12 protein-coding genes and 3 rRNA genes are annotated in these 19,252 nt (G+C 67.0%); 5 read left to right on the top strand and 10 right to left on the bottom strand.

Translation table 11 applies throughout. From position 1 onward, the window contains the following. Positions 1–77 precede the first annotated feature (77 nt). The 5 genes from rrf to CRM89_RS03115 form a co-directional block, all read right to left on the bottom strand. Positions 78–194 (bottom strand): 5S ribosomal RNA (rrf, locus tag CRM89_RS03135). 120 nt (positions 195–314) lie between these two features. After that, positions 315–3,441: ribosomal RNA gene (locus tag CRM89_RS03130) — 23S ribosomal RNA — on the bottom strand. A 327-nt stretch (positions 3,442–3,768) separates the two neighbouring features. Further along, positions 3,769–5,286: ribosomal RNA gene (locus CRM89_RS03125) — 16S ribosomal RNA — on the bottom strand. The 16S, 23S and 5S rRNA genes sit together here, the layout of an rRNA operon. Before the next feature lie 543 nt (positions 5,287–5,829). Next, entirely contained in the window at positions 5,830–7,119 is a 1,290-nt protein-coding gene (gene tyrS / locus CRM89_RS03120; RefSeq protein ID WP_011208522.1) for a tyrosine--tRNA ligase, read from the bottom strand. Between the two features lie 144 nt (positions 7,120–7,263). Next, the gene (locus CRM89_RS03115) at positions 7,264–7,902 is read right to left on the bottom strand and encodes a DNA-3-methyladenine glycosylase (protein WP_060592288.1); all 639 of its coding nucleotides are present in this window, start codon (positions 7,900–7,902) and stop codon (positions 7,264–7,266) included. 110 nt (positions 7,903–8,012) lie between these two features. On the opposite strand from CRM89_RS03115, the gene CRM89_RS03110 reads away from it, so the two are divergent. From CRM89_RS03110 to CRM89_RS03100, 3 genes are read left to right on the top strand one after another with little or no spacing between them, the layout of a single operon-like run. Then, positions 8,013–8,744 (top strand): ABC transporter ATP-binding protein, encoded by a 732-nt coding sequence (locus CRM89_RS03110; RefSeq protein ID WP_060592289.1) that lies wholly within the window; start codon positions 8,013–8,015, stop codon positions 8,742–8,744. Further along, positions 8,741–9,505: an ABC transporter permease gene (locus CRM89_RS03105; protein ID WP_060592291.1), complete on the top strand. Its 765-nt coding sequence runs from the start codon at positions 8,741–8,743 to the stop codon at positions 9,503–9,505. The genes CRM89_RS03110 and CRM89_RS03105 overlap by 4 nt, the downstream gene beginning before the upstream one ends. Next, complete coding sequence (locus tag CRM89_RS03100) at positions 9,502–10,113, top strand: TetR family transcriptional regulator (RefSeq protein WP_098083180.1); 612 nt, start codon at positions 9,502–9,504, stop codon at positions 10,111–10,113. The genes CRM89_RS03105 and CRM89_RS03100 overlap by 4 nt, the downstream gene beginning before the upstream one ends. Before the next feature lie 18 nt (positions 10,114–10,131). On the opposite strand, the gene CRM89_RS03095 is transcribed toward CRM89_RS03100, so the two are convergent. From CRM89_RS03095 to CRM89_RS03085, 3 genes are read right to left on the bottom strand one after another with little or no spacing between them, the layout of a single operon-like run. Then, a complete protein-coding gene (locus CRM89_RS03095; RefSeq protein WP_011208517.1) occupies positions 10,132–10,362 on the bottom strand; it encodes a Trm112 family protein in 231 nt (76 codons plus the stop codon). A 10-nt stretch (positions 10,363–10,372) separates the two neighbouring features. After that, positions 10,373–10,846: a GtrA family protein gene (locus CRM89_RS03090; RefSeq protein WP_011208516.1), complete on the bottom strand. Its 474-nt coding sequence runs from the start codon at positions 10,844–10,846 to the stop codon at positions 10,373–10,375. Further along, the gene (locus CRM89_RS03085; RefSeq protein WP_172964608.1) at positions 10,843–13,005 is read right to left on the bottom strand and encodes a hypothetical protein; all 2,163 of its coding nucleotides are present in this window, start codon (positions 13,003–13,005) and stop codon (positions 10,843–10,845) included. Before CRM89_RS03085 ends, CRM89_RS03090 begins: the two co-directional genes overlap by 4 nt. Positions 13,006–13,296: 291 nt before the next feature. Here CRM89_RS03085 and CRM89_RS03080 point away from each other — a divergent pair, with 291 nt between their 5' ends. Next, positions 13,297–14,394 (top strand): glycosyltransferase family 2 protein, encoded by a 1,098-nt coding sequence (locus CRM89_RS03080; RefSeq protein ID WP_228822058.1) that lies wholly within the window; start codon positions 13,297–13,299, stop codon positions 14,392–14,394. Further along, positions 14,384–15,523, top strand: coding sequence for a dTDP-4-amino-4,6-dideoxygalactose transaminase (rffA, locus tag CRM89_RS03075; protein ID WP_098083178.1), 1,140 nt, complete (start codon positions 14,384–14,386; stop codon positions 15,521–15,523). The genes CRM89_RS03080 and rffA overlap by 11 nt, the downstream gene beginning before the upstream one ends. A gap of 18 nt (positions 15,524–15,541) precedes the next feature. Here the strand turns inward: rffA and CRM89_RS03070 are convergent, their stop codons facing one another. Continuing rightward, positions 15,542–16,141: a trans-aconitate 2-methyltransferase gene (locus tag CRM89_RS03070; RefSeq protein ID WP_098083177.1), complete on the bottom strand. Its 600-nt coding sequence runs from the start codon at positions 16,139–16,141 to the stop codon at positions 15,542–15,544. 115 nt (positions 16,142–16,256) lie between these two features. Then, positions 16,257–19,205 carry an acyl-CoA synthetase gene (locus CRM89_RS03065; RefSeq protein WP_098083176.1) on the bottom strand — a complete coding sequence of 983 codons (2,949 nt, stop codon included), beginning with the start codon at positions 19,203–19,205 and terminating at the stop codon, positions 16,257–16,259. Positions 19,206–19,252 lie beyond the last annotated feature (47 nt).

Raw genomic sequence — 19,252 nt, 5'->3', positions numbered from 1 at the left:
TGGCCGGTGTCTGGGGGTGTGGGGTCCGGAAATGCCGATAGGGGACCCACTAGTGGGTCCCCTATCAGGAAAGGATGTTCCGGCGGTGTCCTACTCTCCCACACCCTGTCGAGTGCAGTACCATCGGCGCTGGCAGGCTTAGCTTCCGGGTTCGGAATGGGACCGGGCGTTTCCCCACCGCTATGACCGCCGTAACTCTATGAAACTATCCACACCCCCGCACACACCCCACACCATTCCTCGGTGATGGGGCGGGTGCCAACGGTGGGTTGTGTGTTGTTTCAGATACCGCACAGTGGACGCGTAACATCGTTGTTGGTAAGTCCTCGGCCGATTAGTACCAGTCACCTCCACACGTTACCGCGCTTCCAGTTCTGGCCTATCAACCCCATGGTCTGTGGGGGGCCTTACCCCCTCGAGGGGGTGAGAAACCTCATCTTGGAACAGGCTTCCCGCTTAGATGCTTTCAGCGGTTATCCCTTCCGAACGTAGCTAACCAGCAGTGCCCTTGGCAGGACAACTGGCACACCAGAGGTTCGTCCGTCCCGGTCCTCTCGTACTAGGGACAGCCTTCCTCAAGTTTCTGACGCGCGCGGCGGATAGAGACCGAACTGTCTCACGACGTTCTAAACCCAGCTCGCGTGCCGCTTTAATGGGCGAACAGCCCAACCCTTGGGACCTACTCCAGCCCCAGGATGCGACGAGCCGACATCGAGGTGCCAAACCATCCCGTCGATATGGACTCTTGGGGAAGATCAGCCTGTTATCCCCGGGGTACCTTTTATCCGTTGAGCGACACCGCTTCCACATGCCGGTGCCGGATCACTAGTCCCGACTTTCGTCCCTGCTCGACCCGTCAGTCTCACAGTCAAGCTCCCTTGTGCACTTGCACTCGACACCTGATTGCCAACCAGGCTGAGGGAACCTTTGGGCGCCTCCGTTACATTTTAGGAGGCAACCGCCCCAGTTAAACTACCCACCAGGCACTGTCCCTGAACCAGATCATGGCCCGAGGTTAGAAGTCCAATACGATCAGAGTGGTATTTCAACGACGACTCCCACCACACTGGCGTGTGGCTTTCACAGTCTCCCACCTATCCTACACAAACCGTACCGAACACCAATACCAAGCTATAGTGAAGGTCCCGGGGTCTTTTCGTCCTGCCGCGCGTAACGAGCATCTTTACTCGTAATGCAATTTCGCCGAGTCTGTGGTTGAGACAGCAGAGAAGTCGTTACGCCATTCGTGCAGGTCGGAACTTACCCGACAAGGAATTTCGCTACCTTAGGATGGTTATAGTTACCACCGCCGTTTACCGGGGCTTAAATTCTCAGCTTCGCGCCGAAGCGCTAACCGGTCCTCTTAACCTTCCGGCACCGGGCAGGCGTCAGTCCGTATACATCGTCTTACGACTTCGCACGGACCTGTGTTTTTAGTAAACAGTCGCTTCTCTCTGGTCTCTGCGACCCAACCCAGCTCACGGTGCAAGACCGGTCACCAGATCAGGTCCCCCTTCTCCCGAAGTTACGGGGGCATTTTGCCGAGTTCCTTAACCACAGTTCTCTCGATCGCCTCGGTATTCTCTACCTGACCACCTGTGTCGGTTTGGGGTACGGGCCGTGTACCAACTCACTAGAGGCTTTTCTCGGCAGCATAGGATCACTGAATTCACCTCAATCGGCTACGCATCACCTCTCAGGCTCATGTTGTGCGGATTTGCCTACACAACGCCCTACAGGCTTACACCAGTACAACCACTCACTGGCCCAGCTACCTTCCTGCGTCACCCCATCGCTTGACTACTACAGCAGGGGTCGTGCGCAGCCACTTCCGGCCTCCCGAAGGAGGTCCATCCGCTTTTGGGCACTTAGCACCACTGATTCGCCATTGGGCGCGGATACACGGGTACGGGAATATCAACCCGTTGTCCATCGACTACGCCTGTCGGCCTCGCCTTAGGTCCCGACTCACCCTGGGCGGATTAACCTGGCCCAGGAACCCTTGGTCATTCGGCGGACGAGTTTCTCACTCGTCTTTCGCTACTCATGCCTGCATTCTCACTCGCACAGCCTCCACAACTAGTTCACACTGCTGCTTCCCTGGCTGCACGACGCTCCCCTACCCACCCCAACCACTGCGCACCGGACCGTAACCCGATGCGGATGTCATGTTGGAGTGCCGCGGCTTCGGCGGTGTACTTGAGCCCCGCTACATTGTCGGCGCAGGATCACTTGACCAGTGAGCTATTACGCACTCTTTCAAGGGTGGCTGCTTCTAAGCCAACCTCCTGGTTGTCTTCGCGACCCCACATCCTTTTCCACTTAGTACACGCTTAGGGGCCTTAGCCGGCGATCTGGGCTGTTTCCCTCTCGACTACGAAGCTTATCCCCGCAGTCTCACTGCCACGCTCTCACACACCGGCATTCGGAGTTTGGCTGACTTCGGTAAGCTTGTAGGCCCCCTAGGCCATCCAGTAGCTCTACCTCCGGCGTGAAACACGTGACGCTGCACCTAAATGCATTTCGGGGAGAACCAGCTATCACGGAGTTTGATTGGCCTTTCACCCCTACCCACAGCTCATCCCCTCAGTTTTCAACCTAAGTGGGTTCGGGCCTCCACGACGTCTTACCGTCGCTTCACCCTGGCCATGGGTAGATCACTCCGCTTCGGGTCTAGAACACGCGACTCAACGCCCTATTCGGACTCGCTTTCGCTACGGCTACCCCACACGGGTTAACCTCGCCACATGCCACTAACTCGCAGGCTCATTCTTCAAAAGGCACGCCATCACCCACCCCAGAAAACTGGGCGCAGGCTCTGACGGATTGTAAGCGCACGGTTTCAGGTACTATTTCACTCCCCTCCCGGGGTACTTTTCACCTTTCCCTCACGGTACTAGTCCGCTATCGGTCACCAGGGAGTATTCAGGCTTACCGGGTGGTCCCGGCAGATTCACAGCAGATTTCACGGGCCCGCTGCTACTCGGGTATCACTCACATGAGCCGTCATGTTTTCACTTACCGGACTCTCACCGTCTACGGTAGGCCGTCCCAGACCACTTCAGCTAACACAACGGTTTCTGACTCACGCCCAGCTCGGCAGAACCGGGAAGAGCAACCCCACAACCCCACATAGACAACGCCTGCCGGCTATCACATCTACATGGTTTAGCCTCATCCGCTTTCGCTCGCCACTACTCACGGAATCACTCTTGTTTTCTCTTCCTGTGGGTACTGAGATGTTTCACTTCCCCACGTTCCCTCCACACACCCTATATATTCAGGCGCGGGTAACACGACATCACTCGTGCTGGGTTTCCCCATTCGGAAATCCTCGGATCTCAGCTCGGTTGACAGCTCCCGAGGCTTATCGCAGCCTCCTACGTCCTTCATCGGCTCCTGGTGCCAAGGCATCCACCGAACGCTCTTAAACACTTACAAACAAAGATGCTCGCGTCCACTGTGCAGTTCTCAAACAACACACCCACTCAAACCTCGACTCGGCACCAGCACCCCACCCGAAAGGCGAAGCCGGTATGACCGAAGACCCGAGCGGATCGTATCTCTTGCCTGGAAAGAACGTCTGTTCTTTCAGGACCCAACAGTGTGTCGATATATCCACCACGATCAGGAACTGAGCCCTGACCATCCATGACGGAAGCTGTCAGCGTTCCACCCATGAGCTCCGCAGTCCCACACTCGGGGACATCAGCGGCTCTGGCACGACCGACCTCGACTCTTCGAGACGACCGAGCAGATGCTCCTTAGAAAGGAGGTGATCCAGCCGCACCTTCCGGTACGGCTACCTTGTTACGACTTCGTCCCAATCGCCGATCCCACCTTCGACGGCTCCCTCCCACAAGGGGTTAGGCCACCGGCTTCGGGTGTTACCGACTTTCATGACGTGACGGGCGGTGTGTACAAGGCCCGGGAACGTATTCACCGCAGCGTTGCTGATCTGCGATTACTAGCGACTCCAACTTCACGGGGTCGAGTTGCAGACCCCGATCCGAACTGAGACCGGCTTTAAGGGATTCGCTCCACCTCACGGTATCGCAGCCCTCTGTACCGGCCATTGTAGCATGTGTGAAGCCCTGGACATAAGGGGCATGATGACTTGACGTCGTCCCCACCTTCCTCCGAGTTGACCCCGGCAGTCTCCTGCGAGTCCCCGCCATAACGCGCTGGCAACACAGGACAAGGGTTGCGCTCGTTGCGGGACTTAACCCAACATCTCACGACACGAGCTGACGACAGCCATGCACCACCTGTACACCGACCACAAGGGGCCTACATCTCTGCAGGTTTCCGGTGTATGTCAAACCCAGGTAAGGTTCTTCGCGTTGCATCGAATTAATCCACATGCTCCGCCGCTTGTGCGGGCCCCCGTCAATTCCTTTGAGTTTTAGCCTTGCGGCCGTACTCCCCAGGCGGGGCGCTTAATGCGTTAGCTACGGCACGGATCCCGTGGAAGGAAACCCACACCTAGCGCCCACCGTTTACGGCGTGGACTACCAGGGTATCTAATCCTGTTCGCTACCCACGCTTTCGCTTCTCAGCGTCAGTTACTGCCCAGAGACCCGCCTTCGCCACCGGTGTTCCTCCTGATATCTGCGCATTTCACCGCTACACCAGGAATTCCAGTCTCCCCTGCAGTACTCAAGTCTGCCCGTATCGCCCGCAAGCTTGGGGTTGAGCCCCAAGTTTTCACGGACGACGCGACAAACCGCCTACAAGCTCTTTACGCCCAGTAATTCCGGACAACGCTCGCACCCTACGTATTACCGCGGCTGCTGGCACGTAGTTGGCCGGTGCTTCTTCTACAGGTACCGTCACTTGCGCTTCGTCCCTGTCGAAAGAGGTTTACAACCCGAAGGCCGTCATCCCTCACGCGGCGTCGCTGCATCAGGCTTTCGCCCATTGTGCAATATTCCCCACTGCTGCCTCCCGTAGGAGTCTGGGCCGTGTCTCAGTCCCAGTGTGGCCGGTCGCCCTCTCAGGCCGGCTACCCGTCGTCGCCTTGGTAGGCCATTACCCCACCAACAAGCTGATAGGCCGCGGGCCCATCCTGTACCGATAAATCTTTCCACCAAACACCATGCGATGTAAGGTCATATCCGGTATTAGACCCAGTTTCCCAGGCTTATCCCGAAGTACAGGGCAGATCACCCACGTGTTACTCACCCGTTCGCCGCTCGTGTACCCCGAAGGGCCTTACCGCTCGACTTGCATGTGTTAAGCACGCCGCCAGCGTTCGTCCTGAGCCAGGATCAAACTCTCCGTTGAAGACTCACAATCACACCCCACAGGGCGCAATCAAAAGTACAAAACTAGAGTCCGAAAACCCAGCAAAACAATCGCCAGCCGGAAATTAGCTGACAAAAAATGTCCGTCCCTCACACGGGGGTATGAGGAACCGGAACCAAAAATATTTGGCACTGACATTCATCGACACACTATTGAGTTCTCAAAGAACACACGCACACACATCCGATCCGGATTTTCGCCGGAGCTTCTGTGAGGCAACTTTTCCAGCCTAACCACTGCACCGCCCGGAGTCAAGTCCGCTGCGTCACATGGTCCTGCTGCCCGTCAGGCGCTCCTCGTCCTACCTCGTTTCCCAGGCCCCGCCCAGCCTCTCGGCTCGGCGTTGCGGCTCGGCGTTGCGGCTCCGGGTCGGTGTCCGTGTCGCTCTGACGTTGAATAAGTTACGCGCCGGATAACGCCTCGTCAAATCCGCACTACACCGGTGTGATTCCGCAGGTCAGAGGCTCGCCAGCAGGCCGGAAACGGGCTTGGGCCACACAAATGTGACCCAAGCCACCAAGATCAATTTCCGTCGCGCAGCACGCCGGCCATGTTGCGCTTGCCGCGGCGCACGACCAGCCAGCGTCCGTGCAGGTAGTCGCCGTCGGCGGGGGTCCAGTCCGGATCGGCGATCTTCTGGTTGTTCACCGCGGCGCCGCCCTCGTTGACGGTGCGCCGGGCCGCGCCCCGGCTCTCGGCCAGGCCGGTTGCCACCAGCAGGTCGACGATCGTGGCCGGCTCGCCGGGCGTGACCCGTGCGACCTCGCCCTCCCCCGCGGCTTCCCGCAGGGCCGCACCGAGCGTCGCCTCGTCCAGCTCGCGCAGGTCGCCGCGACCGAACAGCGCCTGGCTGGCCAGCTGTACCGCCCTGGTGTGCTGCTCGCCGTGCACCAGCGTGGTCATCTCGGCGGCGAGCCTGCGCTGCGCCTCCCTGGCGTGCGGACGTTCGGCCGTGGCCCGCTCGAGCTCGGCGAGCTCCTCGCGGTCGAGGAAGGTGAACCAGCGCAGGTAGCGGACGACGTCGGCGTCCGCGGTGTTCACGAAGTACTGGTACCAGGCGTACGGGCTGGTCATCTCGGGGTCGAGCCAGAGGCTGCCGCCGCCGGTGGACTTGCCGAACTTCTTGCCGTCGGCGGAGGTCACCAGCGGGACAGTGAGCGCGTGCACGGACTCGCCGTCCAGGCGGCGATTGAGTTCGACGCCGGCGATGATGTTGCCCCACTGATCCGAGCCGCCGACCTGGAGGCGGCAGCCGAAGCTGCGGCGCAGCTGCACGTAGTCGTTGGCCTGCAGCAGCATGTAGCTGAACTCGGTGTAGGACATGCCGTCGCCCTCCAGGCGCCGCTTGACGGTGTCGCGGGCCAGCATGACGTTCACCGAGAAGTGCTTGCCGATGTCGCGCAGGAAATCGACGGCGCTCAGCGGACCGGTCCAGTCCATGTTGTTCACGATCACCGCGCCGGTCGGCGAGTCGTCGAGATCGACGAAGCGCTCGAGCTGGGACCGGATGCGCCGGGCCCATTCGGCGACGGTGTCGGAGGAGTTCATGGTGCGCTCGCCGACGTCGCGGGGATCGCCGATGAGACCGGTCGCGCCGCCGGCCAGCACGATGGGGCGGTGACCGGCCCGCTGGAACCGCTTGAGCGCCAGCAACGGGACGAGGTGGCCCGCGTGCAGGCTCGCCGCGGTGGGATCGAAACCGGCATAGAGGGTCAGCGGTCCGGCGGCCAACGCCGCGCGCAGGGCGTCGAGGTCGGTGGACTGCGCGATCAACCCGCGCCAGGTCAGTTCATCGATGATGTCGCCGCTCACGCCGTCCCATCTTTCCGCACCGGGATCGACCGCCGACCGGCAGGTCTCACCGGTGCGGAACAGCGTCGACGGGGTCGGCGGGCGCCACCCGCCGACGCGCGGCACGCCGGCAGCACCACCGACCGCGAGGGGACGCGCCGGAATTCACCGCGGGGCGCGCACCGTGGCCGCGCCGGGCGCACGGGGGCTGCGCCGGTAGGCCGAGACGGCGGGCGAGGACGGCAGCCAGAACCGCCAGGGCCGGTCGGCCTCGCTGCTCACGCCGACGCGGGGGCCGTCGGCGATCAGTGCCGCGGGCAGCGGGTCGGCCAGCTCCAGGCGAATCGGGGCGGCCGGGTCGAACAGCGCGGTGCCGTAGTCGTCGAGCGCGATGCCGAGGGCGGTGCCGAAGTTGCCCGGCCCGCGGGCGAGGTCGGCATCGGTGCGGGCGGTGGGACGCCGGCCGCGCACGACGTCGAGCCCGTCGACCACCTCGCCCGCGCGCAGCAGCACCGCGCTGGCGGTGCCGTCGGGCCCGGTGGTCACGTTGACGCAGGTGTGCATCCCGTAGCTCAGATAGACGTAGAGGTAACCGGCCGGACCGAACATCACGGCGTTGCGCTTGGTCCGGCCGCGACCGGAGTGCGAGGCCGGATCCGGCCACGGGCCCTCCGCATCCCCGCCGTAGGCCTCGACCTCGACGAGCCGGACCGCGACCTGGCCGGAGCGCAGGGTGGCACCGAGCAGCCGGCGGGCGGCGGTGGGTGGATCGACAACCAGTTCCTCGACAGACACGACGGCCATTGTCCCGGACGGCCCCGACAAGGCCGGTGGACGCGCCTCTTGCGCCCGGGCGGTGGGAGGCGTTGAATTCACCACAGAGTGAATTCAACACACGATGAATTGAGGCGGCCATGTCGCGTCCTTCGCCCACCCCCGCCGTCGACGTCCGCGATCTCGTCGTGCACCGCGGCGGACGACCGGTCCTGCACGAGATTTCCCTGACCATTCCGTCCGGCACGATCACCGGGCTGCTCGGGCCGTCCGGCTGCGGCAAGACGACCCTGATGCGCAGCATCGTCGGCACCCAGCAGGTGCGCTCCGGCCGGATCAGCGCGCTCGGCCTGCCCGCGGGCGCGGCGGAGCTGCGCAGGCGGATCGGCTATGTCACCCAGGCGCCGAGCATCTACAACGACATCAGCGTGCGCGAGAACGTCGCCTACTTCGCGGCGCTGTACGGCCGCGACCGCGCCGAGGTCGACGAGGCGCTCACCGCGGTCGGCCTGCGCGAGCACGCCCATCACCGCGGCGACGAGCTCTCCGGCGGACAGAAGACCCGCGCCTCCCTGGCCTGTGCGTTGGTGGCGCGACCGGAACTGCTGATCCTGGACGAGCCCACCGTGGGCCTGGACCCGGTGCTGCGGGTGGAGCTGTGGAAGCAGTTCCACGAACTCGCCGCCGCCGGCACCACACTGCTGGTCTCCAGCCACGTGATGGACGAGGCCGAACACTGCGACCGGCTGCTGCTCATGCGCGAGGGCAGGCTGCTGGCCGAACTCAGCCCGGACGAACTCCGGGCACGGACCGGACAGGACAACCTCGAGAAGGCCTTCCTGACCCTCATCACGATGGGACAGCACGCATGAGCACCCCGACGCTTCGCCCGTACGCCGCCACCACCGGCCGCATCCTGCGGCAACTGCGCAACGACCACCGCACGGTCGCGATGATCCTGGTCGTCCCGGCCCTGTTGATGACGCTGCTGTACTTCATCTACGCCGACACCCCGGCGAGCCCGCACGCGCCCGCCCTGTTCGACCGCGTCGGCATCAGCATGCTCGGCATCCTGCCGTTCATCGTCATGTTCCTCATCACCGCCATCGCCATGCAGCGCGAACGCACCTCCGGCACGCTGGAACGCCTGCTCACCACGCCGCTGTCCAAACTCGACCTGCTCGGCGGCTACGGCAGCGCCTTCTCCCTCGCCGCGGCCGCCCAGGCGGCGGTGGCGTGCCTGGTCGCCTTCGGACTGCTCGGGCTGGAGGCCGCGGGCAATCCCGGCTGGGTGGTGCTGATCGCCGTGGTCGACGCGATCTGCGGGGTCGCGCTCGGGCTGTTGGCCAGCGCCTTCGCCCGCACCGAGTTCCAGGCGGTGCAATTCATGCCGGTGGTGGTGGCGCCGCAGATCTTCCTGTGCGGGTTGCTCGTCCCGCGTGACCAACTACCGCGCTGGCTCGAGATCATCAGCAACGTGATGCCGTTGAGTTATGCCGTGGACGCGTTGCAGGAGGTGTCGGTGCACCCCGAAGCCACCGGGCGGATGTGGGTGGACCTGCTGATCGTCGCCGGGTTCGCGCTGGTCGCGCTGGTGCTCGGGGCCGCGACCCTCCGGCGGCAGACTCCGTGAGCCGCACCGGGGCCGGGCGCGGCGCGGGACGGCGGCCCGGCCGGTCCGGGGCACGGCAGGCGATCCTCGACGCGGCGCGGGTGCGCTTCGCCGAACACGGTTTCGACCGGACCTCGATCCGCGCGGTCGCCGCCGACGCCGGGGTGGATCCGGCCCTGGTCCACCATTACTTCGGCACGAAGCAGCAGCTGTTCACCGCGGTGGTGGACCTGCCGGTCGACCCGGAGGCCGTGCTCGCGGTGATCGACGCGACGCCGGTCGAGCAGCTGGGCGCGACGATCATCCGGGCGGTCACCGCCATCTGGGACTCCCCCGCCGGACCGGCGGTGGTCGCGGTGGCGCGCACACTGCTCACCGGTGCCGAACCGGCGCTGGCCCGCACCTTCGTGCTGGAGGTGGTGCTCGAACGGGTGCGCAGGCGCATCGCCACCGACACCGACGACGGGCGCGCCCGCGTGGCACTGGCTGCCTCGCAGATGATGGGAATCATGGTGGCCCGCAAGATCATCGGCGTCGAGCCGCTGGCCTCGATGCCGCTCGACGAGCTCGCCGCGGCGGTCGGGCCGACCCTACAGCGCTATCTCACCGGCGACCTCGGTACCGGATGACGTGGCGGTGACGCGGGGTCAGTCGCGCTGCTGGGCCACCAACGCCGCGTGCTCGTCGTCGGCGACGTCGCGCGCCTCGTCCACGAGCAGGACCGGGATGCCGTTCTCGATCGGGTAGGCGCGGCGCAGGCGGGGGTTGTAGAGAACGTCGGCGCCCGCGTTGTCACGGACCAGCAGCAGCGGCCCCTTGTCCTGCGGGCAGGCCAGCAGCTCGAGCAGAGTGGGATCCAGGACGGTGCGCTCCGACATGGTGGTGAACCTACCCGACCGGCTCGTCGGGTGCGGCGACCGGCCGACGCCGGAACGAGATGTGGCGGTGGCCGAAGAAGCTCGCCACCGCGACCACGCCCATCACGACCACCGCCGAGGGCTTTTCGGGCAGCCCGCACACCGACACCGCCAGCGAGAGCAGCGCCATGTTCAACACCAGTCCGCCGGAGTTCACGGCCACGAAGCCGAGGAAATCGCGCAGCACTCGCCCGCGCACGCGGAACACCAGCGTCCGGTGCAACACGAACGCGACGGTGATGCCGATGGCGTAGGCGAGCGCGACGGCGGCCGAGGGCGCCCAGGGCCGGTCCGGCAGCACCGTCAGCCACGCCACGGTGAGCACCATGCCGAGCACGGTGTTGAAGCCGCCGATCAGCGCGAAGCCGACCTCCTGCCTGCGCAGCACGCGCCGGAGTGCGGCCACCGCACCGGCCCCGGACGTCGGGTCGAGACCGGTGCTCATGCCCGCACGTCCACCGGGACCCGCTCGGGCACCCCCGGTTCGGGATCATCGCCGGCGGGCCTGCGCGTGGACCGCACGTACCACCACTGCATCAGGCCGAGCCCGACGAGGCCCGCCGCCATCGCGGCGATGCCGATCTTCCAGCCGGGCGGCCGCCAGGTCAGCACCAGTTCGGCGTCGGTGGTGCCCGGCGGCAGGTCCACCGCGACGAACGACTTGGCCACCGTGGTGATCGGCACCGGCGTACCGTTCAGCGTCGCCCGGTAACCGGGCCACCCGAGCCGGGCGAAGACGACCTGTCCGCCCTGTTCGGCGCTGACCCGCACCCGGCTGGTGGTGTCGGTCTCGTCGATCGAGGTGGCGGTCGCGTTCCTGGTGTGGGCGATCCGCCCGTTCACCGTGGACACCGGGCCGTCGACCCGTTCGAGCACCGCGATGTAGCGCTCGTGGCCGGGCTGGTCGACCCATTTCCAGCCGTCGGGCGCGGGCTGGTTCGGCACGTCGGGGAACAGGGCGCGCTGCAGCACCACCCGGTCGACCTTCATCAGGTCGACCAGTGGACGGCCGGTGCTCGGTTCGGGGGCGAACACGCGCCGGTAGGCGTCGGGGCAGACGCTGCTGTCCCAGCGCATGCACAGCAGTTCGCCGAAGTAGAAGTAGCCGGTCGGGGTATAGCCGTTGACGTAATCGCGCTCCAGCGCGCGGGCGTAGTTGCCGAACACCAGCGAGCCGTAGGCGCCGTCGAGCGAACGGTCCTGCGGCTGCAACAGGCCGCGCTCGCCGAGTTGCAGGGTGGTGCCCTCGAAATCGGGGAAGGCGGCCTTGGCCTCGCCGCGGTCGGCGGGCAGGTTCCACGCCATCGGGGTCGGCTGGGCGTCGCGCACCTGCAGGTAGGCGATCGGGAACATGGCGACGATGGTGAGCGCGCACGCCGCCGCCACGCCGCGGGTCCCCGCGAGCCGGACCACGGCCACGCCCAGTGCCGCGACGGCGAGTGCGGAGAGCACGTGCCAGCCGACGTCGTGCGGGTCGGCGGAGAAGGTGCGCACGAACAGCGCCAGGATCAGCAGGCCCGCGGCGACGAACCGGCCGCGGCGATCGCGCAGCGTGCCGTAGCGGCCGAGCAGCACGCACACCAGCACCAGCAGTCCGATCGCCAGCATCGGCAGCACCCGGGCCGGCCAGCGCAGCGGCCCGATGGTGCCGGGGCCCGCCGTCCACATCAGCATCATCCCGGCGAACAGCGCGACCGCCAGGTATTCGCGCCAGCCCCGTCCCGCCCGTCGCCAGTCGACGAAGGCCAGCGCCGGGATCACGAACCAGGCGATGTAGGTCATCGGGATCGGCTGCACATACCCCCACCAGGAGGTGAAGGCGGGCATCGCGCTGGGCAGGCTGGCATTGAGCGATTCCGACCAGGGCACGGTCAGGAACTGGTCGTTGATGATCTGGGAGGTGCCGCGCCAGGTGACCTTGGCCGAGAGGATGCTGGGCAGGAAGGTCAGCAGGCCGGCCAGGCCCGCGCACGCCGAGACCAGCGTCAGCCGCAGCACCGGCTGCCATCGGCGCTGCCGGACCAGCTCGGCGACCGCGACCGCCGCCAGCATCAGCACCGCCTCCACGGCCGGGAAGATGTACTGGGTCGAGATGGTCAGATAGAGGAACACGAACACCGGGATCGGGCCGGCCAGCCCGCGGGTGTACCGCACCGAGGACGCCCACGCGTGCACCATCCAGGCGGTGCCGGTGAGCGCGGTCATCCAGCTGGCCTGGTCGAAGAACAGGAAGAAGCCCGACAGCGGGAACGCCACGCCCGCCACCGCCGACCACGCCGGGCGGGCGCCGTAGACCAGGCAGATCCGGTACACACCGAGCGCGGCGATGATCGAGAAGATCAGCTTGACCACCGTCGCGTACACCGCGACGTTGTCGATCGAGGGCGCGATGAGGTCGATGAGCAGCTGCGGGGGGTTGTACAGACCCGCGTCGTCCATGGTGTTGTTCCCGGCCATCCACTGCTCGGGCACCATCACCGGGAACGTGCCCTCGCGCAGGGCCCGGCCGAGCCCCACCCACAGCGCGGTGTACTGGGATTCGGTGTCGTCGGTGAAATAGTGCCTGGCATTGGCCAGCAGCACCGCCGCATACCCCGCGATCACCCCGGCCACGGTGACCAGACCCCACCGCAGGACGTCTCGTCGCGAATCCCCGCCCGCCGGCGCCGCGGCCCCGGACTCGGCCACAGCCCCGTGCACTGCACTCTCGGTCACGAGTTCCCAACCCTACATGCGGGTGTCCGGCTTGGCATCGGCGCTCGAATATGCCGATGATGACGGGATGAGCAGCGCCGGAAGCCCTGAATCGCAGCGTGTTAGAGTGGCCCGCGGCTCGGGCTCCGCTGTTCGGCGGGCAGTACCGGCACGCACCGTCATCGAAAGTCGATCCAGCTGATGCCGATTCCCACCGCACGCCCGCACTCCGCCGATTCCGCGACGAACGGCAGGCCCGTCAGGCCCGGCGTCGACCGCCCGCACGGCATCTCCGTGGTGGTGCCCGTCTATCGGGGCGAGCAGACGATCGGACCGCTGGTGGCGGAACTGCACCGGCTCACCACCCGCACCGCCACCCCCGCGGGCACCGACTACGTGGTCGAGGAGATCGTCCTGGTCCACGACAACGGCCCGGACCGCTCCGACGTGGTGCTCCAGGAACTGGACCAGCGATATCCCGAGGTCCGCGTGGTGTGGCTGAGCCGCAACTTCGGGCAGGACGCCGCCACCATCGCGGGCATGTCGGTGGCGCGCGGCGACTGGATCGTCACGATGGACGAGGACGGCCAGCACGATCCGCGCTTCATCGGCGCCTTCCTCGACGCCGCGTTGGCCCAGCGCGCCGATCTGGTCTACTCCAAGCCGGTCAACACCCGCCCGCACGGCTTCCTGCGCAACCTCACCTCGCGCGGTGCGAAGATCGTGCTGGCCACGGTGTTCGCGTTCCCGGATTCGACCAGGTTCGAAAGCTACCGCCTCATCCGCGGCGACATCGGCAGGCAGCTGGCCGAGGTCGCCTCCAACGGCGCCTATCTCGACGTCGCGCTGACCTGGGTGGTCGGCCGGGTCGCGCAGGAGCCGGTGGTGCTGCGCGCGGAGGGCCGCGAGGAGTCCGGATACAACTACCGCAGGCTGTTCTCGCTGTTCTGGAAGATGGTGCTGTGCAGCGGCACCCGCGGCCTGCGGCTGGTGAGCATGCTGGGCGTGACGCTGGCGCTGGCCGGCGGCGTCATGGCGGCCTACGTCGTCTACAAGGCGCTGACCACCTCGCAGTGGGCGCCGGAGGGCTGGGCCTCGATCATCGTGGTGCTGCTGCTGTGTTCGGGCGCGATCCTGTTCTCCCTCGGCCTCATCGCCGAGTACCTGGGCGTCGCCCTGCACATCCTCGTCGGCAAACCGCTGTTCCTCACCGTCGCCTCGCCGACACCGCGCCCGGGCGAGCCCCCGGCGCCGACCACCACCGTCACCAGCAGGGGGACCGAGCGGGTTGAGCACTGACCGGGTCATCTTCAGCAGGCCGTACCGGGCGCGCCGGGAGCTGGCCAATCTCGCGACGGTGCTCGCCTCCGACCACAGCCACGGCGACGGACCCTTCACCGCGTCGGCCACCGCCAAGCTCCGGGCGATCACCGAGGCGCCGCACGCACTGCTGACCACCTCGTGCACGTCGGCGCTGGAGATGGCGGGCCTGCTGCTCGAACTCGGCCCCGAGGACGAGGTGATCGTGCCCAGTTTCGCGTTCACCTCCACCGCGACGTCGATGGCGTTGCGCGGAGCCACGTGCGTGTTCGCCGACATCGACCCGGCCACCGGGAATCTCGATCCCGAGTCGGTCGCCGCGGCGATCGGGCCGCGCACCAAAGCGGTGGTGGTCATCCACTACGGCGGCGTGGCCGCCGACATGGCCGGGCTGCTCGAGCTGGCCGCGGCTCACGGCTTCGCGATCGTCGAGGACAACGCGCACGGCCTGGGCGGCCGGTGGCGCGGCAGGCCGCTCGGCACCATCGGCACCCTGGGCACGCTCAGCTTCCACGACACCAAGAACGTGCACTGCGGCGAGGGCGGCGCGCTGCTGCTCACCGACGACATCCTGATGGGCCGCGCGGAGATCATCCGGGAGAAGGGCACCGACCGCGCCCGGTTCCTGCGCGGCGCGGTGGACAAGTACTCCTGGCAGGACATCGGCTCGAGCTACCTGCCCAGCGAACTCAACGCCGCGGTGCTCGACGCCCAGCTCGACGAGTTCGACCGCATCCAGGCGGGCAGGCACCAGGTGTGGAACGCCTACGCGGCGGGCCTGCCGGACTGGGCGGCGCGCAACGACGTCCGGCTGATGTCGGTGCCCGCCGACCGCGAACACACCGCCCATCTGTTCTACCTGCGCACACCCACCGAGCAGCGCCGTGACGACCTGATCGCGCATCTGGCCGCGCGCGGCATCTCCGCGCCGTTCCACTATGTGCCGCTGGACTCCAGCCCGGCCGGGCTCAAGCTGGGCCGCACACCGTATCCGTGTGTGCGCAGCGCCGAGTTCTCCGGCACCGTCGTGCGCCTGCCACTGTGGCCCGATCTGGCCGACGCCCAGGTCGAGCGGGTGATCGAGGCCGTCACCGCGTTCACGGTGTGAACCGCACGCCGGTCCGGCTCAGGTCGCGAGCACGTAGAGCTTCTCCCGGCCGCCCGCGATCAGCTCGTCGCGCACGATCCGCGCCCGGTATCCGCGCATCAGGTCGGCCAGGCTCGCCTCGGTGAACCGATGCGCGTGGGAGCCGTCGCCCGCGTCGGTGAAGCGCTGGCCGATCAGCGCGAGCAGCCGGTTGCGGCTGGTGGCCAGATTGCGCACCGGCTCCGCCAGCACCACCCGCTCGCGGGCCGCGGCCAGCATCCGGTCCAGCACGGGGGCGGCGTCGGGCAGGAAGTGGTAGAGGCTGGCCTGCATGATCACCACGTCGGCCGGCGGCAGCGGCTGCGACGAGCGCATGTTCCAGACCCGCCCCGCTCCCCCGGCCCGCGTCACACCGGCGACGAACTTCTCGTTCAGGTCCAGCCCCGTGTAGCGCACGTTCCGGTGCCGCAGGTACCGGGTGTAGAGAGTGGCAGGCCCGCAGCACACATCGAGCACGTCGGCGCCCTCGGGCACCAGGTCCGCGATCGCCCGGTACCGCGCCGCGTAGTGGCGGCCGTACAGCCCGCGCATCATCAACTCGTAGACGGCGCGGTTGCGGTAGATGAGGCTGGTGCTCACGAAATCGGACCCCTGAACAGTCGTCGGTTGCGCGGGCACCGTCGCCCGCGCACCACTATGCCAGTTCCGGGCGGACCGGCCGGATCGGCGCCTGCCGCAAGGACTTTGCCCCGCCTCACTCGCCGAACAGGGCGCGCGCCTCCGCCTCGGTGAGCACCTCGTAGGACTCGGTCTCGCGGTGGTACCACCAGGTGTCCGGCCCCGGCCGCGGCCTGCCCGCGGCCCGCACAGCACTGGTGGAGGGCCGGTAGGAGGCGCTGCGCGGGATCTCGTCGACCACGTACACCAGGTCCGGCCGCTGATTGGGGTCGAGCGCCCGCATCGCCTCGGTGACGTCCTTGGGTTCGAGCTGGAAGCCGCGCCGCACGCACACCGCGGCCACCGCCAGGCAATGGTCGCCGAGGTCGAGGCCGTAGGCGACCTCCATGTCCACGGCGGCGATGTCGTTGAGCACGTCCACGATGGGCTGGCCGAACACCGGACCGCGCGGGGTCTTGATGACGGTGTCCTTGCGGTCGACCAGCCAGTAGTCGCCGTCGCTGTCGCGGCGGAAGAGGTTCTCCGTCGGCATCCAGGCGTCGCCGGGGGCGAACACACCGCGCAGGCCGCCCGCCGAGAGGTCGACGCCCTCGGACGCCTTGCCGATCAGCAGTCCCACTTCGTTGTCGGCGCAGCGACGGGCGAAACCGTTGTCGTCGGTGCGGATGCGACCCGCGACGGGGTCGTAGGCGACCAGTTCGACCCGCGCGGTGCCCGGCACCGGCCTGCCCTTGCATCCGGCCTTGACGCCCTTGACGTTGGCCAGCACCACGTCACCCTCGATCGAGGCGTAGAACTCGAGCACGCGGGCCGGTTCGAACTGCTCGGTGGTGCGCCGCCACAGGCCGGCGGGCATGCCGGAACCGATGAACAGCCGGATCGGGTGGCTGTGCCCGGCGGGGAAGACCTCCGCGTCGAGGATGTCGCGCAGCATCGTCCAGGTGTAGGTCACCACCGTGACCCCGTAGCGGTGCACCTCCTCGGCGAAGCGTCGCGGGTCGAGCGAGCGGGCCAGCGCGATCCGGCTGCCGCCCGCCACCGCGCCGCCCAGGCTCACCAGCAGGCCCGACGAGTGGTGCAGCGGGGCAAGGCAATACACGGTGTCGCGGCGGTCGAGGTCGGCCGAGGTGGCGGTGCCGAAGGCCGACAGCGCCCAGCGGTGGTTGGTGACGTACTTGATCTCCAGCTTGTCACCGGTGCCGGTGACCAGCACGAACGCCAGTTCCCGCGCCAGCCCGGGGTCGGGCTGGTACCAGGCGGGCAGCCGCACGTGCGCCGGGTCGATCTGTTCGAGGTCGATGACCTCGGCGCTGGCCGGTATGTCCAGGCCGCGGGATTCGCCGCCGCCGAGCACCAGGACCCGCGCACCGGTGCTCGCCGCGTGCCGCAGGTTCTCCGGGTCGGCGATGACGGTGTCGGTCTTGGTCAGCTCCATCGCGCGGCCGAGTTCGCCGCCGGGGGCCAGCAACACCGCGACCGCGCCGAGCCGCGACAGCGCCGCCACCGCCACCAATGCGCTGGGCCTGGTCTCCATCACCACACCGACGCGGGTGGCGGGCCGGATGCCGACGGAGATGAGCCCGCGCACCACGTTGTCGATCCGGACGTCCACCGCGGCGTTGGTGTGCACGCGGTCGTCGAAGAGGAACAGTTCGCGCAACGGCGCCCGGCGGGCCTGCTCGGCCAGCAGCAGCCCCAGCGAGATGCGGGTGTTGGGCTGGATCATGCCGAGCCGGGTCAGTCGCGGCAGCGCCCGCGCCGCCTCCCCGGCCAGCTCGAACGATCCGCGCAGCGCACTGCCCGCCAGGCCCTCGAGCGCCTTGCCCATTCCCGCGCCCGCCTCGGCCAGCGCCGCCGCCGAATTCACGATCCGGGTGGCCGCCGAGCGCGGCGCGTTGCTCGCCGTGTGCTCCGACATCGGGCAGATCTCTTCGGGCAGCGGCTGATCGCCGTCCATCCACTCGATCCAGCGCTGCACGAGCGGCCAGGTCTGGTTGGTCGCCACGCTGCCCGCCACGAGCCCGAAATGCCCGGCGTACAGGGTGGATTCGTAGACTTCGGCGTTCGGTGCCGCGCGCACGATGCCGCGCACCGCGGCGGGCTGGCCGATGTCGTCGACCTCGCCGACGAAGGCCAGGATCGGGCACTTCAGTTCGGCCAGCGAGATGGGCTGGTCACGGATGACGAAACCGCCCAGCATCATCCGGTTGTGCGCGACGAACTGCTTGAGCAGATCGGCCACCGCCGGGCCCGCGTAACCCACCCAGCCTTCGCTGTTGAGGAAGCGGCGCTGCCGTTCCTTGGGCAGCAGCGCCTCCCGGTCGTGCAGCTGGCGCAGGAAATCGATGCGCGCCTTGGCGGTCTTGACCGGGTCGAGCAGCTGGAAGCCGACCCGCACCATCGAGTCGGTGATCGGCAGCCGGGTCACCACATGGTCGGCGAGGAAGTCGGCGAACTCCGAGACCAGGCCGTAGGGCAGCCCGAACGGCACGCCGTTGACGATGTCGACCGGGCTGCCGAAGGTGACGATGCTCGCCACGCCCTTGCCGTGCCGGTACGCGGTGGTCTGGTAGGCGAACATGCCGCCCTGCGAGTAACCCATCAGGTGGACCTCGGCGCCGGTTTCCGCGCAGACGGTGTCGATGGCGCTGCTCACCGCGAGCACGTGATCGGCCAGGTCGCGCTCCCAGCCGCCCTCCTCCAGCGCGGGCGAACCGAAATCGACCACCCAGCAGTCGATCCCGCCGCGGTGCAGGATGCCGACCGCGCCGCCCTCGGCGTTGACGTCCCAGATGTCGGCGTTGACCATCAGCGGCGGCACCAGCAGCGCGACCGGCCTACCGGGTGCGGCGTCGTCGGGGAAGTAGTGCCGCAGCCGGTACATGCGCTTGCGCTCGACGACCTCGAACGGCGAGGACTCCACACCGTGGGCGAGGCCGCCGAAACGGATCACCTCCAGACCGTTCTGCGCGGTCGCCATCAACCGCCGCACCGGCCCCACCACATCCTTCGCACTGAACTTCACGATCGCTCCTGGCCCTACCGCACTGCCCTACTGCACTGCCCTACCGT

This window comes from Nocardia sp. FDAARGOS_372 (assembly GCF_002554515.1).
Lineage (GTDB): Bacteria > Actinomycetota > Actinomycetes > Mycobacteriales > Mycobacteriaceae > Nocardia > Nocardia farcinica.
Note: the sequence above shows the minus strand (reverse complement) of the source record. Positions and strands in the feature narration are given on the sequence as shown.

Excerpts from the sequence above, each read along its gene's own strand:
- CRM89_RS03115 (WP_060592288.1), bottom strand. The coding sequence starts at position 7,902 with ATGGCCGTCGTGTCTGTCGAGGAACTGGTTGTCGATCCACCCACCGCC.
- CRM89_RS03110 (WP_060592289.1), top strand. The coding sequence starts at position 8,013 with ATGTCGCGTCCTTCGCCCACCCCCGCCGTCGACGTCCGCGATCTCGTC.
- CRM89_RS03105 (WP_060592291.1), top strand. The coding sequence starts at position 8,741 with ATGAGCACCCCGACGCTTCGCCCGTACGCCGCCACCACCGGCCGCATC.
- CRM89_RS03095 (WP_011208517.1), bottom strand. The coding sequence starts at position 10,362 with ATGTCGGAGCGCACCGTCCTGGATCCCACTCTGCTCGAGCTGCTGGCC.
- CRM89_RS03090 (WP_011208516.1), bottom strand. The coding sequence starts at position 10,846 with ATGAGCACCGGTCTCGACCCGACGTCCGGGGCCGGTGCGGTGGCCGCA.
- CRM89_RS03080 (WP_228822058.1), top strand. The coding sequence starts at position 13,297 with ATGCCGATTCCCACCGCACGCCCGCACTCCGCCGATTCCGCGACGAAC.